Source organism: Streptomyces sp. BBFR2 (assembly GCF_044497305.1).
GTDB lineage: Bacteria > Actinomycetota > Actinomycetes > Streptomycetales > Streptomycetaceae > Streptomyces.
This window is the reverse complement of the sequence record NZ_CP172415.1, coordinates 6,363,894-6,382,500: the sequence shown is the minus strand read 5'-3', so window position 1 is coordinate 6,382,500 and position 18,607 is coordinate 6,363,894. Positions and strand designations below refer to the sequence as shown.

Here is an 18,607-nt window from a genome sequence, read left to right as displayed (position 1 = left end):
GGTGCGGCACATGGGGACGGCGGTGCTGGAGCCGCCGGCCAAGCAGATTCCGGCCGAGGAGGCGGAGCGTGAGCAGGGGCGGGCCCGCCAGGCGGTGGAGGCGGTCGCGGCCGATCTGATCGCGCGGGGCAACCTGGCCGGCGGTGAGGCGCAGGCCGTGCTGGAAGCCCAGGCCATGATGGCCCAGGACCCGGAGCTGATCGCCGACGTGGAGCGGCGGATCGCCGTCGGGAGCACCGCCGAGCGTGGGGTGTACGACGCGTTCGCGGCGTACCGGGCGCTGCTCGCGGGTGCGGGTGAGTACCTGGCGGGCCGGGTCGCCGACCTGGACGATGTGCGGAACCGGATCGTGGCGCGGCTGCTGGGTGTGCCGATGCCGGGGGTGCCGGACAGCGACGAGCCGTACGTCCTCATCGCGCGGGATCTGGCGCCGGCCGACACGGCGCTGCTCGACCCGACGCTGGTGCTCGGGTTCGTGACCGAGGAGGGCGGGCCCACCAGCCACAGCGCGATTCTGGCGCGGGCGCTCGGGGTGCCCGCGGTGGTGGCGCTGCCGGGCGCGGGTGAGCTGGCCGAGGGCACCGTCATCGCGGTGGACGGGAGCACCGGCGAGATCTTCGTCGAGCCGAGCGCCGCGAAGCGGGAGGAGCTGGAGACGGACGCCGCGGCGCGGAAGGCGGCGCTGGCCGCGTCGACCGGGCCCGGTGCCACCTCCGACGGTCACAAGGTGCCGTTGCTGGCGAACGTCGGCGGGCCCGCGGACGTGCCGGCGGCGGTGGAGGCCGGTGCGGAGGGCGTGGGGCTGTTCCGTACGGAGTTCCTCTTCCTGGACGACAGCGAGCAGGCGCCGTCCGAGGAGAAGCAGGTCGAGGCGTACCGGACGGTGCTGGAGGCGTTTCCGGAGGGCCGGGTCGTGGTGCGGGTGCTGGATGCCGGCGCCGACAAGCCGCTGGACTTCCTGACGCCGGCGGATGAGCCGAACCCGGCGCTGGGCGTGCGGGGGCTGCGTACCCTGCTCGACCACCCGGAGGTGCTGCGGACGCAGTTGACCGCGCTGGCGAAGGCGGCCGAGGGGCTGCCCGTCTACCTGGAGGTCATGGCGCCGATGGTGGCGGACCGTACGGACGCGAAGGCGTTCGCGGACGCGTGCCGGGAGGCGGGGCTGCAGGCGAAGTTCGGGGCGATGGTGGAGATTCCGTCGGCGGCGCTGCGGGCGCGGTCGATTCTGCAGGAGGTGGAGTTCCTTTCGCTGGGGACCAACGACCTGGCGCAGTACACCTTCGCGGCGGACCGTCAGGTCGGTGCGGTGTCGCGGTTGCAGGACCCGTGGCAGCCGGCGCTGCTGGATCTGGTGGCGCTGTCGGCGGAGTCCGCGAAGGCGGAGGGCAAGAGCTGCGGGGTGTGCGGTGAGGCGGCGTCCGATCCGCTGCTGGCCTGTGTGCTGACCGGGCTCGGGGTGACGTCGCTGTCGATGGGCGCGGCCTCCCTTCCGTATGTGCGGGCGACGCTGGCCAAGCACACGCTGGCGCAGTGTGAGCGGGCGGCGGCCGCGGCGCGGGCGGCGGACACCGCCGAGGAGGCGCGGATCGCCGCGCAGGCGGTGCTCTCCGGGGAGTGATACCCGGCGGCGCCCTGCCGCGTGTGCCGTACCGGACGGCCGTCCCGCCCCTGTGGCGGGGCGGCCGTCCGGCGTATCGGTGTGTGCCGCCGTGGGTCAGCAGTCGTGGGGTGCCGGTGGGCGGGTGAGGGGGAAGCCCTCGGCGTGATCGACCTGGTGCTCGGGCGGGATGGGCTCGCCGGTCTCGGCGTCGGTGCAGTAGGCGGTGAAGACCTGGGCGGCGGTGAGCGGTTCGGGCCAGCCGTCGCGCAGGGTCCAGCCGCGGACGGTGTCGTGTGCGGTCCCGGTGGTGTCGTCCGGCCGTGGTTGCGGGCGGGTGCTGCGGGAGACGATGCCGCCCGGGGTGCGGTGGGCGATGCCGGCGGCCAGAACCGTGCAGAAGGTCAGGGACTCGGATTCCGAGAGGTGGTGGCGGCCCTCCTGTGAGGTGACGCGGAGGGCCGCCAGGAGGGGCGGAGGGCCGGCGGGGATGCTGCAGACCAGGTGGTGGGTGCCGTCGCCGAGACCGTCGAGGAGTTCCTTCAGTGCCTGGGTGGCGAGGACGAAGGCGGCGTGGGAGAGGTCTTCGCCGCACTCCCGGCAGGTGCCTGCCTGGGTGAGCCGGGTGGCGGCCAGGTCCCAGATGGTCCGTCGGCCGGTCTCCTCGGCCAGCAGCGGCAGGAGTTGGGCCAGCGGCTCGCCGGCGTACGGGACCGTGGCGGCGGTGCAGGCGAGTTCGGCGGTGTAGCGGGCGCGGCTGTCCGTGCTGTCCGGGTCGATGCCGAGCTCCTGGCAGTACTCGGCGTAGCCGGCGGGGTCGAAGAGGGTGAGGGTGGTGCGCACGCCCTGGGCGGTCCGGGTGCGCAGGTGGTCCTCCAGGTGGCGGAGGTAGCGGGTGTGGTCGTCGAACGGGAAGGTGCGGTAGCCGCGCATGGCGGCGAAGGCGTCGGGGTCGGCGAGCACGGCGGCGGTGCCGGGGATTTCGCGGCGAAGCTGTTCCCGGGCGCGGCGGGTGGTACGGGACGCGGATGTCATGGCTCCCCCTGGTGAGTCGGACGTCCGCGGCGGTGAGGTACCGCCGCGGACTTCATTCGTCACTGAGAGTAATCGGGGGGTCTGACAACGGCGGTGGCTCGGGCCCTCCGGTCACTTTCCGCGATCGGCGCGGCGGTCGGCGGCGATGCGTTCGTAGAAGGTGAGGAGGGTGACGTCGTCGACGGAGCCGGGGTTGACGGCCTTGTCGAGGGGGGTGCCCTGGAGGAGGCGTTTGACGGGGACCTCGATGCGCTTGCCGGTGAGGGTGTGGGGGATGCCGGGGGCCTCGATGATGTCGTCGGGGACGTGGCGCGGGGAGAGTTCGGTGCGCAGGGTCCGCTTGACGCGGTCGCGGAGGGCGTCGTCGAGGACGGCGCCCGGGGCGAGGTGGACGAAGAGGGGCATCCAGTAGCCGCCGTCGGGGAGTTCGAGGCCGATGACGAGGGATTCGCGGATCTCGGGGAGGCGTTCGACGGCTTCGTAGATGTCGGCGGAGCCCATGCGGACGCCCTGGCGGTTGAGGGTGGAGTCGGAGCGGCCGTGGATGATGACGCCGCCCCGGGCGGTGCGGGTGATCCAGTCGCCGTGGCGCCAGACGCCGGGGTAGGTGTCGAAGTAGCTGTCGTGGTAGCGGCTGCCGTCGGGGTCGTTCCAGAAGCGGACCGGCATGGAGGGCATCGGGTTGGTGACGACGAGTTCGCCGACCTCGTCGGTGACCGGGTGGCCCTGGGGATCCCATGCCTGGAGGTCGGTGCCGAGGCTGGGGGCCTGGAGTTCACCGATGTGGACGGGGAGGGTGGGGACGGCGCCCGCGAAGCAACTGCAGACGTCGGTGCCGCCGCTGACGGAGGCGATCCAGAGGTCGCCGCCGCCCTCCCGGAAGGTGTCGTGGAGCCAGCGGAAGCCGTCGGGGGGCAGTGGGGAGCCGGTGGTGGCGACGCAGCCGATCGAGGAGAGGTCGAGGTCGCGGGCGGGGTGGATACCGGCTTTGCGGCAGGCCATGACGTAGGCGGCGGAGGTGCCGAAGAGGGTGGCGCGGGTGGCTTCGGCGATGCGCCACTGGGCGGCGACGTCGGGGTGGCCGGGGCTGCCGTCGTACAGGACGATCGTGGTGCCGGTCAGCAGGCCGCCGACGAGGAAGTTCCACATCATCCAGCCGGTGGAGGTGTACCAGAAGAAGCGGTCACCGGGGCCGAGGTCGCAGTGGAGGCCGATCTGCTTGAGGTGTTCGAGGAGGATGCCGCCCTGGGACTGGACGATGGCCTTGGGCAGGCCGGTGGTGCCGGAGGAGTACAGGACCCAGAGCGGATGGTCGAACGGGACCTGTTCGTAGACCGGTTCGGCACCGTTCGTGGTCAGGTCCGACCAGTTCAGGGCTCCCTCGGGCGCTTCGGTGCCGAGCAGCGGGATGTGGACGACGGCGCGGAGGGTGGGGAGTTCGGCGCGGAGTTCGGCGACGGTGGCGCGGCGGTCGTGCTCCTTGCCGCCGTAGCGGTAGCCGTCGACGGTGAACAGGACGACGGGCTCGACCTGCTGGAAGCGGTCGAGGACGCTGCGGGCGCCGAAGTCGGGGGCGCAGGAGGTCCAGACGGCGCCGACGGCGGCGGTGGCGAGGAGGGCCGCGGCGGCCTGCGGGATGTTGGGGAGGTAGCCGCTGATCCGGTCGCCGGGGCGGACGCCGAGGTCACGCAGGGCGGCGGCGAGCGAGGCGACCTGGTCGCGGAGGTCGGCCCAACTGACGGGGGCGATCTCCTGGCGCTCGTCGGTGCAGAGCAGGGCGGGGGTGTCGGCGCGGTCCGGGTCGTCGGCGGTGCGCAGGGCGTGCTCGGCGTAGTTGAGGGTGGCGCCGGGGAACCAGCGGGCCCCGGGCATGGCGCGGTCGGCGAGCACGGTGTCGTACGGGGCGGTGAAGCGGACGTCGAACCACTCCGCGACCGCCTGCCAGAAGGCGGGGAGGTCCTCGGTGGACCAGCGGTGCAGGTCGGCGTAGCTGCGCTGCGGGTCGCCGGGGGTGGCGGCGGGCGCGCCGTGGTGGGTGGCGGCCCAGGTCTGGAAGCGGGTGATCTGCGCGCCGTCGATGCGGTCCGGGCCGGGCTGCCAGAGGGGCGTCGGCTGCTGGGCGGGGGGCGGTGCGGTGGTCATGTCGAGGCTCCCGGACGGTACGCGTGGTGGGCGTCGGCCGCGCCCGGCGCGGGTGCGGGGGTGGCGGCCCTCCTGGACGATGCCATGTGATCGTCCTGTGCACCAGGGTCGCCCGGTGGGGCGGTGGTCGTCCGGGGTGCCGGGCGGGCCGGTGGGGCGGGTGGCGGCCCTGGGGTGTGGGGGGTTCGGCCGTCGGACGGCGCCCGGTGGACGCTCAGGTGAACGGAAGTTGAACGCCCCTCGGGGTGATCTCCGGGAATGACAGTCTGAGCAGCATGAACGGGCGTGATCTGGTGCGGTCGGTGCGGACCGTCGGTGCGGCGCAGGGGCTGCGGTCGGTACGGGCCGCGTGGCGGCGGCGGAGGGCGGACGCGGCGGCGCTGCCCCGGGGCGGGCGGGAGCGGGCGCGGGTCCCCGGGGAGGCCGAGGGGGCCGAACCGCAGCCGGGCGGTGGCGTGATCCGGTTCGCCCGGTCGTCGCTGCGGGTGCGGGTGGCGGCGGGCGGTGCGGTGTTCTGCGGCTGGGACGGGGCGGCGCCGGAGCCGTCGTACGCGCTGGCCGGGTGCCCGCAGGCGGATGCGCGGGCGGCACTGGAGCCGGACACCGAGGGCGGCTGGCGGGTGGTGTCGGAGCGGGTGACGGTGGTGGTGTCGCGGCACGGCGCGGTGGAGGTGCGGACGCCGGGCGGGGTGCTGCTGCGGCGGGAGCTGCCGCCGCGGTGGTGGGACCGTACGGACACCGGTACGGCACCGGGCACGAACGGTGCGGACGGCGGCGGGGCGGGTACGGACCCGGCGGGCCCCGGGGGTGACGGGGGTGACGGCCCCGGGGCGGGTGGTCGTTCGCGGTGGGTGCAGCGGTCGGAGGTGGCGGCGGACGCGCGGTTCTTCGGGCTGGGGGGACGGGCCGCCGGGCCGCGGCTGCGGGACGGCGTCTACCGGCTGTGGAACGCCGCGCCCGGTGGGCCGGGCGGCGCCGGGGAGGACCGCCTCGCGATGCCGGTGCAGTTGGTGGTGGCGGACGCCGGGACGCATCTGGTGTTCCACGACAACTCCTGGGACGGCCGGGTGACGTTGCGGGAGGGCCGGGAGGGCGCGGGGTCGGGGCACGACCGCCGGGGGGCGTGCGCGCTGCGGATGGACGGCGGGCCGCTGCGGTACTGGGTATTGGTGGGCACGCCGGCCCGGGTGCTGATGGGCTGGGCGTCGCTGACCGGTGCGGCGTTGCCGCCGCCGCGCTGGGCGCTGGGCCCGCAGCACGCGCTGCGGGGCGGCGCCCCTCAGGTGCGGCGGGCGGTGGCCGCCCACCGGGAGCACGGTCTGCCGCTGGCCGCCGTCCATCTGGAGCTGGGGCCCGGGGCGCGGCGCCGGGAGCGTGCGGGTGAGCGGCCCGACGGTGCGGAACTTCCCGATCTGACCCGGGAGTTGCGGGCCGACGGGGTGCGGGCCGTGGCGGTCGAGGGGCCGGCGGTCCCGGTGCGCGCGGGGGCGCGGGAGTACGACGAGGGGGTGGCCACCGGGGCGTTCGTGCGCGATGCGCGGGGCCGGGAGGTGCGCGGGGTGGCGGGGCCGGGTGAGGCGGTGTTCCCGGATTTCACGGATCCGGCGACGCGTGCCTGGTGGGGCGGGCGGTCGGCGGAGCGGTGGGCGCAGGGTTTCGCCGGGGCGGGGCACGAGCTGGCGGCTCCGGTGCCGTTCGCGGCGTTCGGGGAGGTGGCGCTGGAGCGGTCGGCGCGCCATGCGCTGGAGGGGCGCGGCGGGGATCACCGGGAGGCGCACAACGTGTACGCGCTCCAGATGGCGCGCGCCGGGTACGAGGGTGTGCCAAACGGCCCCGGGGAGCGGCCGTTCGCCTTCTCCCGTACGGGATGGGCGGGGCTCCAGCGGTACGGCGGGGTGTGGTCGGCGGACGCGGCGGCCGACTGGCCGGGGCTGCGGGCGTCGCTGGCGCTGGTGCTGGGCCTCGGGCTGTGCGGGGTGCCCCACAGCGGTCCGGAGGTGGGCGGCCGGGGCGCGGCGGGCGCGGAGCTGTATCTGCGGTGGTGTCAACTGGCGGCGTATCTGCCGCTGTTCCGCACCCGGAGCGACGCGGAGCCGTGGGGCTTCGGGGCGGAGGTGCTGGCGCATGCGCGGGCGGCGCTGGCGGAGCGGGAGCGGCTGGTGCCGTACCTCGCGACCCTGGGGCAGTTGGCGCGGCTGACCGGCGCGCCCTGTGTGCGGCCGGTGTGGTGGCGGACGCCGCACGACCGGGCGCTGCGGGACTGCGAGGACGCATTTCTGCTGGGGGACGCGCTGCTGGTGGCGCCGGTGCTGGAGCCGGGGGTGCGGGCGCGGGTGGTGCGGCTGCCGCGCGGGCGGTGGTACGACACGGCGTCGGGGCGGGCGTACGACGGGCCCGGCCCGGTGCGTCTCGCGGCGCCGCTGTCGCGAATACCGGTGCTGGCGCGGGCCGGGGCGGTGCTGCCGGTGGCGGGCGCGGACGGCACCACGGAGCTGGAGGTCTGGGCGCCGGTCGCCGGGCGCGGCGGCGGCGGGCTGGTCGTGCCGGACACCGACGGTGAGCGGCCGGAGGCGGCCCGGTTCGTCTCCTGGCTGGAGCGGGGCCGGGTGGTGGTGGAGCGTCAGGACGGCGGCCCGGTGGGGTACCGCGTACGGGTACGCGGGGCGGGGGCGGCGGAGGGGTGAGGGCGGGCCCGTGGGGGCGGGGCGGGGCAGGTGCCTCGCGGCCCACACGGGCAAGGCGGGTGCGGCCGTGAGGCGCCCGGGCACTCGCGCAGTCCTGGCCTCCCCGGACTCCCGAAGCCGGACTCCGGGCCCCCGGCCCCCGGGCACTCCGGCACCGGGCTCCGATACCGGACTCCGGCTTGCCGGGCGCCCGACTCCCCCGCGATTCCCGGCAGGTGAGCCGCACCCCTGAACAAGAACAGCGCCCCCGGGCCGACGGGCCCTCCTCCCCCGCTTCCGTCCTCCCCCGGCGTTCCCCGCCAAGGCTTCCCTCCCCGTCCCCGTGCTGGTAGACGGTCTCCATGCGGAAGACACATGAGGTACGTGAGGCAGAGGTGTCCGGAGTGACCCGACGCGTCGGGCGGGGTTCCGGGGCCGGGCGGCGGTTGAGGCCGCTGGTCCGGGGGCTCGCCGTGGGGCTGGCCGCCGCAGCGGTGGCGGCCGTGGTTCCGGGCGGGGCGGTGGCCTCCCCGGTGGCGGGCGGGGCGCGGGGCGGGGAGCCGCGCGCCCCTGAGGAGTTCGTCGCGCTGCGGGCGGTGGACCCGACGATCATGCAGGAGATGCGGTACTTCACACCCCACGACTTCATGGGGGTGCGGGTCACCGGATACCGCGCGCCGACGTGTCTGGTCACCCGGGACACCGCGCGGGGGCTGCACCGGGCGCAGCGGGCGTTCCTGCGGCGCGGCTACTCGCTGAAGGTGTACGACTGCTACCGGCCGCAGCGGGCCGTGAACCACTTCATGACCTGGGCGAAGGACCTCGGCGACCAGCGGATGAAGGGCGAGTTCTACCCCCGTATCGACAAGTCGACGCTCTTCCGGGACGGGTACATCGCCGAGAAGTCGGGGCACAGCCGGGGCAGCACCGTCGACCTGACGCTGGTGAAGCTGCCCGCACTCCCCACCCGGCCGTACGTACCCGGTGAGCCGCTGTCGCCGTGCTACGGGCCCCAGGAGGCGCGGTTCCCCGACAACTCCCTGGACATGGGCACCGGCTTCGACTGCTTCGACACGCTCGCGCACACCCTCGATCCGCGGATCAAGGGGGAGCAGCGGGCGAACCGGCTGCTGCTGAAGCGGGGCATGGAGCGGGCCGGTTTCACCAATTACGCCGCCGAGTGGTGGCACTACACGCTCACCCCGGAGACGTTCCCGGACACCTACTTCGACTTCCCGGTGGCGTGGCGTTCGGTCACCGGACGGCGCTGAGCCGCCGGGCCGCCCGGGGCGGGTACTGACACCGCTCCGGCCCCGCGGCTACCGTGCGGGCATGACGGACACGACGGAGCGCGACGCCGTACCGGCCCGGGGCGGACTCTCCGGCCCGGCGCGGACGTTCGCGTCGTACGAGGAGTTCTGGCCGTACTACGTCGCGATGCACGCGAAGGCCGTGACCCGGTGGGTGCATCTCGCGGGGACGCTCACCGGGCTCGCGGTCACCGCCTACGGGGCGGTGCGGCGCCGGCCCCGGCTGCTGCTCGGGCTGCCGGTCATCGGCTACGGCACCGCCTGGCCCGCGCACTTCCTCATCGAGCGGAACAATCCGGCCACGTTCGGGCATCCGGCGTGGTCGCTGCGGGGCGACGCGCAGATGATCCGGATGATGCTCGCCGGGCGGGACGCGGAGCTGGGCCGGATCGCCGCCGGCTGGCTCGCCGCACACGGCCGCTGACCCCTGGCCGCACGGTCACGTCTTCCCCACCCTCCGGAATCCTGCGTGAACAGCGCGTGAACCGGGCCCGGTCGGTGCCCCGGGGGCGGCATGCTGCTGCCGTGCCTGCCTGGACGGACCAGCTCCGATTCGCGTACCAACCCGTCGTGAACCTGGCGACCGGCACGGTCGTCGCGCTGGAGATACTCGCCCGCCCCGAAAGCGGTGACGTGCTGGCCGCCGCGCGCCGCTCCCCCGAGCTGGACGCCGAACTCGCCGCGCTCGCCGTCCGCGCCGCGGCCCGGCAGGAGGTACCGCTGCCGCTGCACCTCAACGTGTACGCGACGACGGTCGCCGCGGCGGCGGGGCTGACCCCGCTGAGCAAAGCGGTGCACGACACGGGCCGCCGGCCGTGGGAGATCACGCTCGACATCGGCGGCCCGTTCTCCGGACTGCCGCATCCGGCGCTGGGCGACGGGGTGGCGCGGCTGCGGGAGGAGGGGTACCGGATCTGCGTCGACGGTGTGGGGGACGGCGATCCGCCGCTGCGGCTGCTGGGCGCGCTCGCCCCCGATCTCGTCAAGCTCGATGTGCCGCTCTGCGCGGAGCTGGTGTCCGCACCCGGCGCGCGGGCCGCGGTGGCGGCGATGCGGCAACTGTGCGCGCAGCTCGGCGGGTTGCTGGCGATCGAAGGGGTGGAGACGGAGCGGCAGTACGCGGCGGTGCGCGAGGCCGGGGTGCAGCTCGCGCAGGGCCACCTCTTCGCACCGCCGGCCCGCCGCCCGGCCGCCGAGGTGTACCTGCCGCCGTCCGCGCCCGCCCCGGTGCCGCCGCACGACGCCCGGACGGGCCCGCCGATCGCGCAGTTCCTGCAACCGGCGGCGCTGTTGCCGGTCTCCGCGTCGGCGGGCGCGGTCCGCGACCACCTCACCGCCTTCCCCGACGTCTCCGGCATCCTCCTGGTGGACGCCGGCGGGGTGCCGGTGCGGGCCGTCGACCGGGACCGGTTCCTGCTGTCGCTGTCGGGACGGTACGGCCACGCGCTCTACGCGGACCGCCCGGCGCTGCGGCTGGCCGACCGGCCCCGTACGGTCCGGGCGGACGCGACCGCCTGGGAGGTGCTGAACGTGATCACGGACGGCGACCGGTCGCGGACCGGGGACGATGTGGCGGTGGTTGACGGGCACGGCCGGTGTGTCGGGGTGGTGCATCTGGCCGACATCCTCCGGGCGCTGGCCGAGAGCCGGGTGGAGGAGGCGGCGCGGCTCAATCCGCTGACCCGGCTGCCGGGCTCCGACGCCGTCAACTGCGAGGTGGACCGGCGGATCGCGGAGGGCCGGCCGTTCGCGCTGAGCTGGCTGGACGTGGACGGTTTCAAGCAGGTCAACGACGGTGCCGGGTTCGCCGCGGGCGATGAGCTGATCCGGTCGGTGGGCCGGGCGCTGGCCGAGGTCGCCGGGCGGGAGCCGGACGCGCGGGTGGGGCATATCGGCGGCGACGACTTCCTGGTGCTGGCAGAGCCGGGCGGCCTGGAGCCGTTCGCCGCCGCGCTGCTCGACGTCGGCTGGTCGGCGGGGGGTGCGCCGGTGACGCTGTCGCTGGCGACGGTGGTGTGCCCGCCGGGCAGCGTCACCGGCCACGGTCAGGCCGCGGCGGCGCTGGCCCCGCTGAAGAAGGCGGCGAAGGCGCTGACCGGCGCGAGCTGGGTGGTGGGCCGCCCGGACACCGAACACACCGAGACGCGGCGCGGCGTCCCCGCGGCGCGCCCGGGCGACTGAGTCCGGGCCGCCCGGGCGGACGGCGCCCCTCAGGACAGGGCGGGCTCGCGCTGCTGGGCGCCGGTCCGCATGGCGTGCCGGACGACGGTGATCAGCACGTCCCGGACGGATTCCTTGCTCCGCGCGTCGCAGAGCAGGACCGGCACCTCGTCATCGAGGTCCAGCGCCTCGCGGATGGTGTGCGGCGGGTGCTGCTCCGCGTCGTCGAAGCAGTTGACGGCGACGGTGAACGGCAGTCCGCGGCGCTCGAAGTAGTCGATGGCGGCGAAGGAGTCGGCGAGCCGCCGGGTGTCGGCGAGGACCACCGCGCCGAGCGCGCCGAGCGCCAGCTCGTCCCAGAGGAACCAGAAGCGGTCCTGGCCCGGCGTGCCGAACAGGTACAGGACCAGGGCGTCGTTGACGGTGATACGGCCGAAGTCCATGGCGACGGTGGTGGTGGTCTTGGACTCCACGCCGTCGAGGTCGTCGACCGGGCGGCCCGCCTCCGTGAGCCGTTCCTCGGTGCGCAGCGGTTTGATCTCGCTGACCGCGCCGACCAGCGTGGTCTTGCCGACGCCGAATCCGCCCGCGACGAGGATCTTCAGGGTCGTCGGATCGACGGCTGACGACCGGCGGCGACGCTCAGAACGCCCGAGGACCATGGGTTGCTTCTCCCGAATGTGCCGATGATGCCGCTGAGACCCACAGCTCCCGGCCGTGGGGGCCGGTGCGCGGCCTGCGGTGGTGAGGAACGGTACAACGTCCGCCCGGCCACGCCCACTTGTGCGGCCGGTGCGGTTCGCCCGTGCGGGCCGGACGTCCGTAAGTGTCCCGAAAGGCGTGCCCCGCGCCGGGCGGCGGACGGCCGGAAACCGGTGTCCGCCGCCCGGAGGGTCAGGAGTGGCGGCCCAGGTGCTCGACGAGGAGCGCGGTGACCTTCCCGGGCAGTTCCTCGGGCAGCCAGTGGCTGGCGCCGTCCAGCGCCTCGAAGTGGTAGGGCCCGTCCACCCACTCGGCGGTCAGCTCGGTGGCCCGGCGGCCGAGGGCGATGTCCTCGGTGCCCCAGACGTAGAGGGTGGGCACGGTGATCCGGGCGGCGGGCAGCGCGAAGGTCTCCGCGGGCTCGCGGTACCAGTTGAGGGAGGCGGTCAGCGCGCCCGGTTCGCGGAGGCGGGCGATGTTGGCCTCGACGAGGGCGTCCGGCACGTGGCCGCCGAACGCCTGCCGCATCAGGGAGGCGCCGTCGGCGAGCAGGCTCTCCTCGGCGGTGCCGGGGGTGCGGAAGAGCGCGACGTACTCGGAGCGGCTCTGCTGGTCGGGGTCCTCGGTCACCGCGCGCCGCAGCGCGCCGGGGTGCGGGGTGGCCAGCGAGGTCACCGAGCGGAGGCGGTCGGGGTGGGCGCCGGCCAGCACCCAGGCGAGCAGTCCGCCCCAGTCGTGGCCGACGAGGTGGAAACGGTCGGCGCCCTGGGAGTCGGCGAACGCCAGGGCGTCGGCGACGAGTTCGGTGACGGCGTAGGCGGCGACGCCTTCGGGGCGGGCACCGGGGGCGTAGCCGCGCTGGTCGACGGCGAGGGCGCGGTAGCCGGCGGCGGCGAGGCCGGGCAGCACCTCGGACCAGGAGTCGGCGAACTGGGGCCAGCCGTGCAGCAGCAGCACCAGTTCGCCGTCGGCCGGACCGGCGGCGAGCGCGCCGTGGGTGTGCGGGCCGACCTGGATCTCCAGGCGCTCAAGAGGGTACGGCGAGGTGTCCGCGGTCATGTCGGCTCTCTTCTTCGTAGGACCCCGACCGGGGTGATGGCACGTCAGGAGGACGGTAACAAGGGGTCTCCGACGGGACGGCTCCGGGCCGCGGCCGGGCCCGGGCCGTCCGTCACACGGCCGTTCACAGGGCGCGCAGCCCGTCTATCACCTCGCGCAGCACCTGTTCGTCGGGGAGTTCGGCGGGCGGCACCGGGCGGGTGAGGTGGACCAGCCCGGCGTCCAGCAGATCACCGATGAGCACCCGCACCACGCCGACCGGAAGATCGAGGTCGGCGGCGAGCTCGGCGACCGACTGCGGCGTCGCGCGGCACCATTCGACGATGTCGAGCTGCTCGGGCGTCAGCGTGTGATCGCCGTCCGGCGCGTCGTACCGGCTCTCCGCGATCACCAGGGCGATCAGGTCGAGGCGGTCCTCGGACTCCGTGCGGGTGCGCCCGCGCGTCATCGCGTACGGGCGGACGACGGGGCCCGCCTCGTCGTCGTACCAGCGTGCCGCTTCGCCGTGGCGGGCGGCCGGGTCGGACTGTCCGGTCATGTCCTCACCGCTGTCACCTGCCGGTGGGCGCACCATCGCGCGCGGCGGTGGCCAGGTGCGTTCCCACCCGCTTGACGAGGAGCGTCATCTCGTAGGCGATCAGGCCGACGTCGGACTCGGCGTCGGCGAGGACGGCGAGGCAACTGCCGTCGCCCGCCGCGCTGACGAAGAGGAAGGCGTCGTCCAGTTCGACGAGGGTCTGGCGGACCCGGCCCGCGTCGAAGTGGCGGCCGACGCCCTTGGCCAGGCTGTGGAAGCCGGAGGCGACGGCGGCGAGGTGTTCACCGTCCTCGCGGGTGAGGTCCTTGGAGGCGCCGGTGGCGAGGCCGTCGCTGGAGAGGATGAGGGCCTTGCGGATGCTGCCGACCCGCTCGACGAGTTCGTCGAGGAGCCAGTTCAGCTCGCCCGAGCCCTGCGGCGTGAGCGGTGCGGTGGTGGCTGCTGCCTGCGGTGCGGTCATGGACCGTCCCCTCCCGGTGTGGTTCTGGATGCTGTTGTGTCCCCGTCGTCCCCGTCGCGGCCGGTGGTGTCCCGGGACGCGGGGTCGTCGGGCTCGTGGTCCTCGCCGGTGTCGCGGCGGCCGCGCCGCCAGCCGCTCTGGAGCGCGGCCATCCGGCTGCGGACCTCCTCGGCGTCGCGGTCGTCGTCGGCCGCGGCCGGCGGTCCGTCACCGGCGCGGCGGTCCGGGTCGCCCCGCAACTGCGGGGCGAGGCTGGCCTGCCGTACCCGGCGGGGCAGTCCGCCGACGGTGTTCCCGGGGGCCGCGGGGCGGTCCGCCGGGCCGTCGCCGCCGGGCGGTGCCGGGGGATCCCCGTCGGCGGGGCGGGGGTGGCCGGACGGCTCCGGGCCGGGGTCGCCGGGGCCGCCCGCGTGGGCGCGCGGCTCGCCGTCGTCGACGGTGCGGCCGTGGTCGGAGACGAGCACCGGCGGGCGCGGGCGGCGGCGCGGGAGCGGGGCCGGGCCGTCGTCGGGGGCCTGGTGCTCGGCGGGGGCCAGCCGGGGCCGCGGGACCAGGGCGGGCGACGGGGTCGGGCCGGTGGGCGCGGTGCGGCGGCCGCGGGTGCGGGCGCGGAAGACGCCGTCCTCGTCGTCGAGCGGATGCGGGGCGTCGGCGGTTTCCGGCCGTCCGTCCGCCACGGCGCGGGGGCCGTGGGCGCGGGCCTCGGCCAGGGCGGACGGCTCGCCGGTGACCGGCTCCAGCCGGGGCAGGACGGGGCCCTTCTCCAGGAGGATGCTGCCGGTGTCCTCGCCCTCCTCGGCCTCGGTCAGCAGCGCGCCGGGCAGGAGGACCACCGCGGTGGTGCCGCCGTACGGCGAGGGCTGGAGGGAGACGCGGACGCCCTGGCGCTGGGCGAGGCGGCTGACGACGAACAGGCCCAGCCGGTCGGTGTCGGACAGCTCGAACTCGGCGGTCTCGGCGAGCCGGAGGTTGGCTTCGAGGAGCTGGTCGGGGGGCATGCCGAGGCCGCGGTCGTGGATCTCCAGGGTGAAGCCGTTGGCGACGCGTTCGCCGACGACCTGGACGGCGGTGTGCGGCGGGGAGAACACCGTGGCGTTCTCCAGGAGTTCGGCGATGAGGTGGGTGAGGTCGGAGACGGCGGGGCCCTCGACGGCGAGCCGGGGCAGCCGGCGTACCTCGATGCGCTCGTAGTCCTCGACCTCGGCGACGGCGGCGCGGACCACGTCCATCAGCCGGATGGGGTTGCGCCACTGCCGGGAGGGGGCCGCGCCGGAGAGGATCACCAGGCCCTCGGCGTGGCGGCGCATGCGGGTGGTGAGGTGGTCGAGGCGGAAGAGGTCGGCGAGTTCGTCGGTGTTCTCGGTGCGGCGCTCCATGGCGTCCAGCAGGGTGAGCTGACGGTGGAGCAGCACCTGGCTGCGGCGGGCGAGGTTGACGAAGACCTCGGAGACGCCGCGGCGCATGTCGGCCTGTTTCACCGCGGCTTCGACGGCGGCCCGCTGGAGGGTGTGGAGCGCCTGGCCGACCTGGCCGGTCTCGTCCGGGCCGAACTCGCGCCGGGGGACCTCCGCCTCGATGTCGACCCGCTCGCCCGCGGCGAGGCGCCGCATCACGGCGGGCAGCCGGACACCGGACACCTCGTGGGCGGTCCGGCGCAGTTCGGTGAGGTCCTTGACGTGCCGGCGGCCGATGCGGGCGGAGACGATCAGGGAGACCAGCAGGGCGACGAAGCCGAGGACGCCGGCGATGGCCGCCTTGGCGACGACGGCCAGGGCGACCGGCCGGACCCGCTCGCGGTAGTGCTCCCCGGACTCCTGGCCCATGCGCTGGAGGTCGTCGAGGACGGTGGAGGCGAGGACGTCCCAGCGTTCGGCGTTGACGGCCTCGGGGGCGGCGTCCGCGCCCGCGGCCACCACGGCGTCCTCCGCCGTCTCCAGTTCGCGGGTCTTGGCGGAGTGCCAGTAGTCCTCGTAGGCGGCGCGTTCGCGGGGCGGCATGAGGGGCAGGCCGGTGCGCATCAGGACGCGGCGTTCGGCGATCTCGTCGGAGACGGTCCGCAGGTCGATCTTGGTCATCCGGCCGGAGGCGAGCGCGGCGGACAGCAGCGCGTCCTCGCGGGCGAACGCCTCCCGGGCGCGGTCGAGGGTGACCAGCGCGCGGCCCTGCTTCTCCAGATCGACGTCGTCCAGCACGCGCAACGCGACGATCAGGTCGTACTGCGCGTCGATCATCGAGGCGTACGCCTCGAACGCCTCGTCGCGCGAGGTGGTGTTGTCCTCGACCTGGTGGCGCAGGGAGGCGAGCGGGGAGAGTGCCCCGACCGCGTCCCGCAGGGCGGTGGCGGTGGCGCGGCGGAGATCGTCGCGGACGGCGGGCGCCTCGGCCTGGGCGCGGAGCCGGGCGAGGGATTCGTCGGTGGCCCGTGTCTGCTGCTGGAGTTGGGGCAGGGCGTCGGCCTGCCGCCGGTCGGCGAGGTACATCAGGCTCTGCCGCCGCTCCCGCTGAAGATCCTCGACGAGGTTCTTGGTGGGGCGGCCGAGGCTCCGGATCACCCGTCCCACGGTGAGCAACTGGTCCGCCTCGCGCCCGGTGACGTACGTCGCGAACGCCCACATGGCTGTCAGGGACACCATCGGTACGAGCAGCAACGCCACGATCTTCCGGCGGATCGACTTCCCGCGAAAGCGCATGGCCTCCCCCAGTCAGCCCCGGCGGCCGGGGGTGGTGTTCCGTCAGCAAACGGCGCGAGCCTACTACTGCACGGCGGCCAACCCGAAGACCCGGCCGGACCTGGGAGGAAAGTCCGGGCGGGGATCGCCCGGTCTTGTCCGTCGATTCCCGGACAAGGCGCCCGCGGAGCACCCGTGTGCCGCCCGGTACCCACGGCCACCGCCCCGCGCCGTGGCCGGAATTGCCCCACCCCGGGTCACTCTCGCGTGGCGGCGTGGGTGACGATGGCGGCGGCGCCGGGCGTCCGGGCGGCACGCGGCCGTCACCGGCGGGCGCCCCGCGCGCCGGGCGGAGTCCGGGGCGGCGGTCCGTACGGGGAGGGTGAGGCGTTGAGGGACACCGGCAGGCGCCCGTTGTGGCAGGAAGAGCCCGCGGCCCGGCGGCGGATGGCCGATCCGGTACGGACGGCGGCGGTGCGGGCGGTGATCATCGTGGCGCTCACCCTGATCCAGGCCATGATCGCGTTCCTGGGGACGCTGGCCGGGACGTGGCTGGCGTTCCCTGCGGTGATCTGCTCGATAGCCAGCACGGTGGTGGCGACCTGGGCGGTGCTCGACGTCTGGGTGACCCGTCAGGTCTGGACGCAGCGGTACGGCGTGCAGTCCCGGCCCAGCAGTACGGCGCGGCAGTTGCGGCGGGAGCGGCGGCGGGCGCGGCGGGAGGAGCGGCGGTCCGGGGACGCCGTCCGCTGACGGGCGGTGCCGGGCCGCCGCCCCTTCCGCCGGTTCAGGCGACGGCGCCGTCGGGCACGGCGGGGCGTACGTGGAGGACACCGTCGATGACGGCGACCTCGTGGGTGCGGACCGGGCGGCGGGCCGGCAGGCAGGTCGCGGCGCCGGTACGCAGGTCGAACAGGGCGGCGTGCAGCGGGCATTCGACGAGGCAGCCCTCGACGTACCCCTCGGAGAGTGAGGCGCCTGGTGGCTGCAGAGGTCGTCGACGGCGTAGAAGGCGCCGTCCTCGGCGTGGAAGACGGCGATGGCGGGTGCGTGGTCGCCGACGGTGATCCGGACGGCTTCGCCCTCGGGAAGATCGTCGGTGCGGCAGACGGGAATCATCTGGTCCCCCTCGCGCTGATCGGTATCATGGCGTTGTGAATAACGCATCGTGGAGCACGATGCGCAACAGAATCCAGGCCGTGGGGCGGGCCGTCAAGGTCTTCGGGCCGTTTCTCCCGGCCCCCGGCTCGCCAGGGATCCCGGGCCCCTCACGCGCCCCACGGGCTCCCTCCGACGCGCCCTTCAGGGGCCAACGGGCGGTGACAGGAAGTCCCATGTCGAACACGAGCGATACCGCAGCGGAGCGGCCCGACGAGCGGCGCGGCGGGGCGGGTTCGGTCCAGTCCGTGGACCGCGCGGTGAGCGTGCTGGAGCTGCTCGCCCGCCTCGGCGAGGCCGGAGTGACCGAGCTGTCCGAGGAGTTGGGCGTCCACAAGTCCACCGCGTTCCGGATCCTGGGCGTACTGGAGAACCGCGGGCTGGTCGAGCAGGAGAAGGAGCGCGGCAAGTACTTCCTCGGCGCGGGGGTGCTGCGGCTGGCGGGCGCCGCCGCCATCCGGCTGGACATCTCGCAGGAGGGGCAGCCGGTGTGCCGGGCGCTGGCGAACGGTACCGGGGAGACCGCCAACATCGCGGTGCTGGACGGTGACGCGGCGGTCAACATCATGCAGGCGCGGGGCGCCGCCGCGGTCACCGCGTACAACTGGCTGGGCCGCCGTACCCCGCTGCACGCCACCGCGAGCGGCAAGGTGCTGCTGGCCCATCTGCCGCGCGAGCGCCGGGAACGGCTGGCGGGACGGAAACTGGCCCGGTTCACGGAGCACACGCTGACCTCCGCCGCCGCGCTGCGCGCGCAGCTCACCGGTGCGTTCGAGGACGGATTCGCCTGCTCCACCGAGGAGTTGGAGATCGGGCTGAACGCGGTGGCGGCGCCGGTACGGGCGCACGACGGCGCGGTGATCGGCGCGATCGGCGTCTCCGGACCGGCGTACCGGATGCGCCGCGCCCTCCTGCCGGAGCTGGCCGAGCGCGTGGTCGAGGCGGCGGCGGACCTCTCGCGGCGGATGGGGCACACGGGCTGACGGCGCATCAGGGTCGGAGGGCGCGGTAGCCCTTCGCCCGGGAACGGTTCCGTGGCGAGCGCGCCCGGCGGGAGCGCGCGGGGCGTAAGGCCGTACGGCCTGGGCGGGCACGGTCACCGAGGCGCGGCGGG

14 protein-coding genes and 1 pseudogene (1 of these 15 running past the window's edge) are annotated in these 18,607 nt (G+C 75.1%); 7 read left to right on the top strand and 8 right to left on the bottom strand.

What is annotated here, in order from left to right; genetic code table 11:
- Window positions 1-1,618: the 3' portion of a phosphoenolpyruvate--protein phosphotransferase gene (ptsP, locus tag ACGH2B_RS26300; RefSeq protein WP_399094811.1), read on the top strand. Its footprint begins 53 nt before the window's first position; 1,618 of the gene's 1,671 nt are visible here — the last part of the coding sequence; its start codon lies beyond the left edge, outside the window; the stop codon is at window positions 1,616-1,618.
- 96 nt (window positions 1,619-1,714) lie between these two features.
- Here ptsP and ACGH2B_RS26295 read toward each other — a convergent pair whose 3' ends face one another.
- Window positions 1,715-2,632: a hypothetical protein gene (locus ACGH2B_RS26295; RefSeq protein WP_399094808.1), complete on the bottom strand. Its 918-nt coding sequence runs from the start codon at window positions 2,630-2,632 to the stop codon at window positions 1,715-1,717.
- A gap of 111 nt (window positions 2,633-2,743) precedes the next feature.
- Window positions 2,744-4,774: an acetoacetate--CoA ligase gene (locus ACGH2B_RS26290; protein WP_399094805.1), complete on the bottom strand. Its 2,031-nt coding sequence runs from the start codon at window positions 4,772-4,774 to the stop codon at window positions 2,744-2,746.
- A 275-nt stretch (window positions 4,775-5,049) separates the two neighbouring features.
- Here ACGH2B_RS26290 and ACGH2B_RS26285 point away from each other — a divergent pair, with 275 nt between their 5' ends.
- The 4 genes from ACGH2B_RS26285 to ACGH2B_RS26270 all read left to right on the top strand — a co-directional run bounded on the left by ACGH2B_RS26285 (window position 5,050) and on the right by ACGH2B_RS26270 (window position 10,928).
- Window positions 5,050-7,458, top strand: coding sequence for a glycoside hydrolase family 31 protein (locus ACGH2B_RS26285; protein ID WP_399094802.1), 2,409 nt, complete (start codon window positions 5,050-5,052; stop codon window positions 7,456-7,458).
- A gap of 383 nt (window positions 7,459-7,841) precedes the next feature.
- Window positions 7,842-8,708: a M15 family metallopeptidase gene (locus ACGH2B_RS26280; RefSeq protein WP_399094799.1), complete on the top strand. Its 867-nt coding sequence runs from the start codon at window positions 7,842-7,844 to the stop codon at window positions 8,706-8,708.
- 61 nt (window positions 8,709-8,769) lie between these two features.
- On the top strand, window positions 8,770-9,171 hold the full coding sequence (locus tag ACGH2B_RS26275; RefSeq protein ID WP_399094796.1) for an Mpo1-like protein: 402 nt from the start codon (window positions 8,770-8,772) through the stop codon (window positions 9,169-9,171).
- Window positions 9,172-9,272: 101 nt separating this feature from the next.
- Window positions 9,273-10,928, top strand: a complete 1,656-nt coding sequence (locus ACGH2B_RS26270) for an EAL domain-containing protein (protein ID WP_399094793.1) — start codon at window positions 9,273-9,275, stop codon at window positions 10,926-10,928.
- 29 nt (window positions 10,929-10,957) lie between these two features.
- Here ACGH2B_RS26270 and ACGH2B_RS26265 read toward each other — a convergent pair whose 3' ends face one another.
- The 5 genes from ACGH2B_RS26265 to ACGH2B_RS26245 form a co-directional block, all read right to left on the bottom strand.
- Window positions 10,958-11,569: a GTP-binding protein gene (locus tag ACGH2B_RS26265; protein WP_399094790.1), complete on the bottom strand. Its 612-nt coding sequence runs from the start codon at window positions 11,567-11,569 to the stop codon at window positions 10,958-10,960.
- Between the two features lie 232 nt (window positions 11,570-11,801).
- On the bottom strand, window positions 11,802-12,668 hold the full coding sequence (locus tag ACGH2B_RS26260; protein ID WP_399094787.1) for an alpha/beta fold hydrolase: 867 nt from the start codon (window positions 12,666-12,668) through the stop codon (window positions 11,802-11,804).
- A 124-nt stretch (window positions 12,669-12,792) separates the two neighbouring features.
- Complete coding sequence (locus tag ACGH2B_RS26255) at window positions 12,793-13,206, bottom strand: DUF742 domain-containing protein (protein ID WP_399094784.1); 414 nt, start codon at window positions 13,204-13,206, stop codon at window positions 12,793-12,795.
- Window positions 13,207-13,219: 13 nt separating this feature from the next.
- Window positions 13,220-13,666, bottom strand: a complete 447-nt coding sequence (locus ACGH2B_RS26250) for a roadblock/LC7 domain-containing protein (protein ID WP_399094781.1) — start codon at window positions 13,664-13,666, stop codon at window positions 13,220-13,222.
- Window positions 13,663-16,356: a nitrate- and nitrite sensing domain-containing protein gene (locus ACGH2B_RS26245; RefSeq protein ID WP_399094778.1), complete on the bottom strand. Its 2,694-nt coding sequence runs from the start codon at window positions 16,354-16,356 to the stop codon at window positions 13,663-13,665. Before ACGH2B_RS26245 ends, ACGH2B_RS26250 begins: the two co-directional genes overlap by 4 nt.
- 264 nt (window positions 16,357-16,620) lie before the next feature.
- Here ACGH2B_RS26245 and ACGH2B_RS26240 point away from each other — a divergent pair, with 264 nt between their 5' ends.
- Window positions 16,621-17,088: a hypothetical protein gene (locus tag ACGH2B_RS26240; protein WP_399097346.1), complete on the top strand. Its 468-nt coding sequence runs from the start codon at window positions 16,621-16,623 to the stop codon at window positions 17,086-17,088.
- A gap of 34 nt (window positions 17,089-17,122) precedes the next feature.
- Here ACGH2B_RS26240 and ACGH2B_RS26235 read toward each other — a convergent pair.
- Window positions 17,123-17,454 (bottom strand): annotated as a pseudogene (locus ACGH2B_RS26235) (bifunctional 3-phenylpropionate/cinnamic acid dioxygenase ferredoxin subunit).
- A 215-nt stretch (window positions 17,455-17,669) separates the two neighbouring features.
- Between ACGH2B_RS26235 and ACGH2B_RS26230 the strand changes: the two are divergent.
- Window positions 17,670-18,476 carry an IclR family transcriptional regulator gene (locus ACGH2B_RS26230; RefSeq protein WP_399094775.1) on the top strand — a complete coding sequence of 269 codons (807 nt, stop codon included), beginning with the start codon at window positions 17,670-17,672 and terminating at the stop codon, window positions 18,474-18,476.
- Window positions 18,477-18,607: the final 131 nt, after the last annotated feature.

Excerpts from the sequence above, each read along its gene's own strand:
- ACGH2B_RS26290 (WP_399094805.1), bottom strand. The coding sequence starts at position 4,774 with ATGACCACCGCACCGCCCCCCGCCCAGCAGCCGACGCCCCTCTGGCAG.
- ACGH2B_RS26260 (WP_399094787.1), bottom strand. The coding sequence starts at position 12,668 with ATGACCGCGGACACCTCGCCGTACCCTCTTGAGCGCCTGGAGATCCAG.
- ACGH2B_RS26265 (WP_399094790.1), bottom strand. The coding sequence starts at position 11,569 with ATGGTCCTCGGGCGTTCTGAGCGTCGCCGCCGGTCGTCAGCCGTCGAT.
- ACGH2B_RS26245 (WP_399094778.1), bottom strand. The coding sequence starts at position 16,356 with ATGCGCTTTCGCGGGAAGTCGATCCGCCGGAAGATCGTGGCGTTGCTG.
- ACGH2B_RS26240 (WP_399097346.1), top strand. The coding sequence starts at position 16,621 with ATGGCGGCGGCGCCGGGCGTCCGGGCGGCACGCGGCCGTCACCGGCGG.
- ACGH2B_RS26250 (WP_399094781.1), bottom strand. The coding sequence starts at position 13,666 with ATGACCGCACCGCAGGCAGCAGCCACCACCGCACCGCTCACGCCGCAG.
- ACGH2B_RS26230 (WP_399094775.1), top strand. The coding sequence starts at position 17,670 with ATGTCGAACACGAGCGATACCGCAGCGGAGCGGCCCGACGAGCGGCGC.
- ACGH2B_RS26255 (WP_399094784.1), bottom strand. The coding sequence starts at position 13,206 with ATGACCGGACAGTCCGACCCGGCCGCCCGCCACGGCGAAGCGGCACGC.
- ACGH2B_RS26295 (WP_399094808.1), bottom strand. The coding sequence starts at position 2,632 with ATGACATCCGCGTCCCGTACCACCCGCCGCGCCCGGGAACAGCTTCGC.
- ACGH2B_RS26275 (WP_399094796.1), top strand. The coding sequence starts at position 8,770 with ATGACGGACACGACGGAGCGCGACGCCGTACCGGCCCGGGGCGGACTC.
- ACGH2B_RS26285 (WP_399094802.1), top strand. The coding sequence starts at position 5,050 with ATGAACGGGCGTGATCTGGTGCGGTCGGTGCGGACCGTCGGTGCGGCG.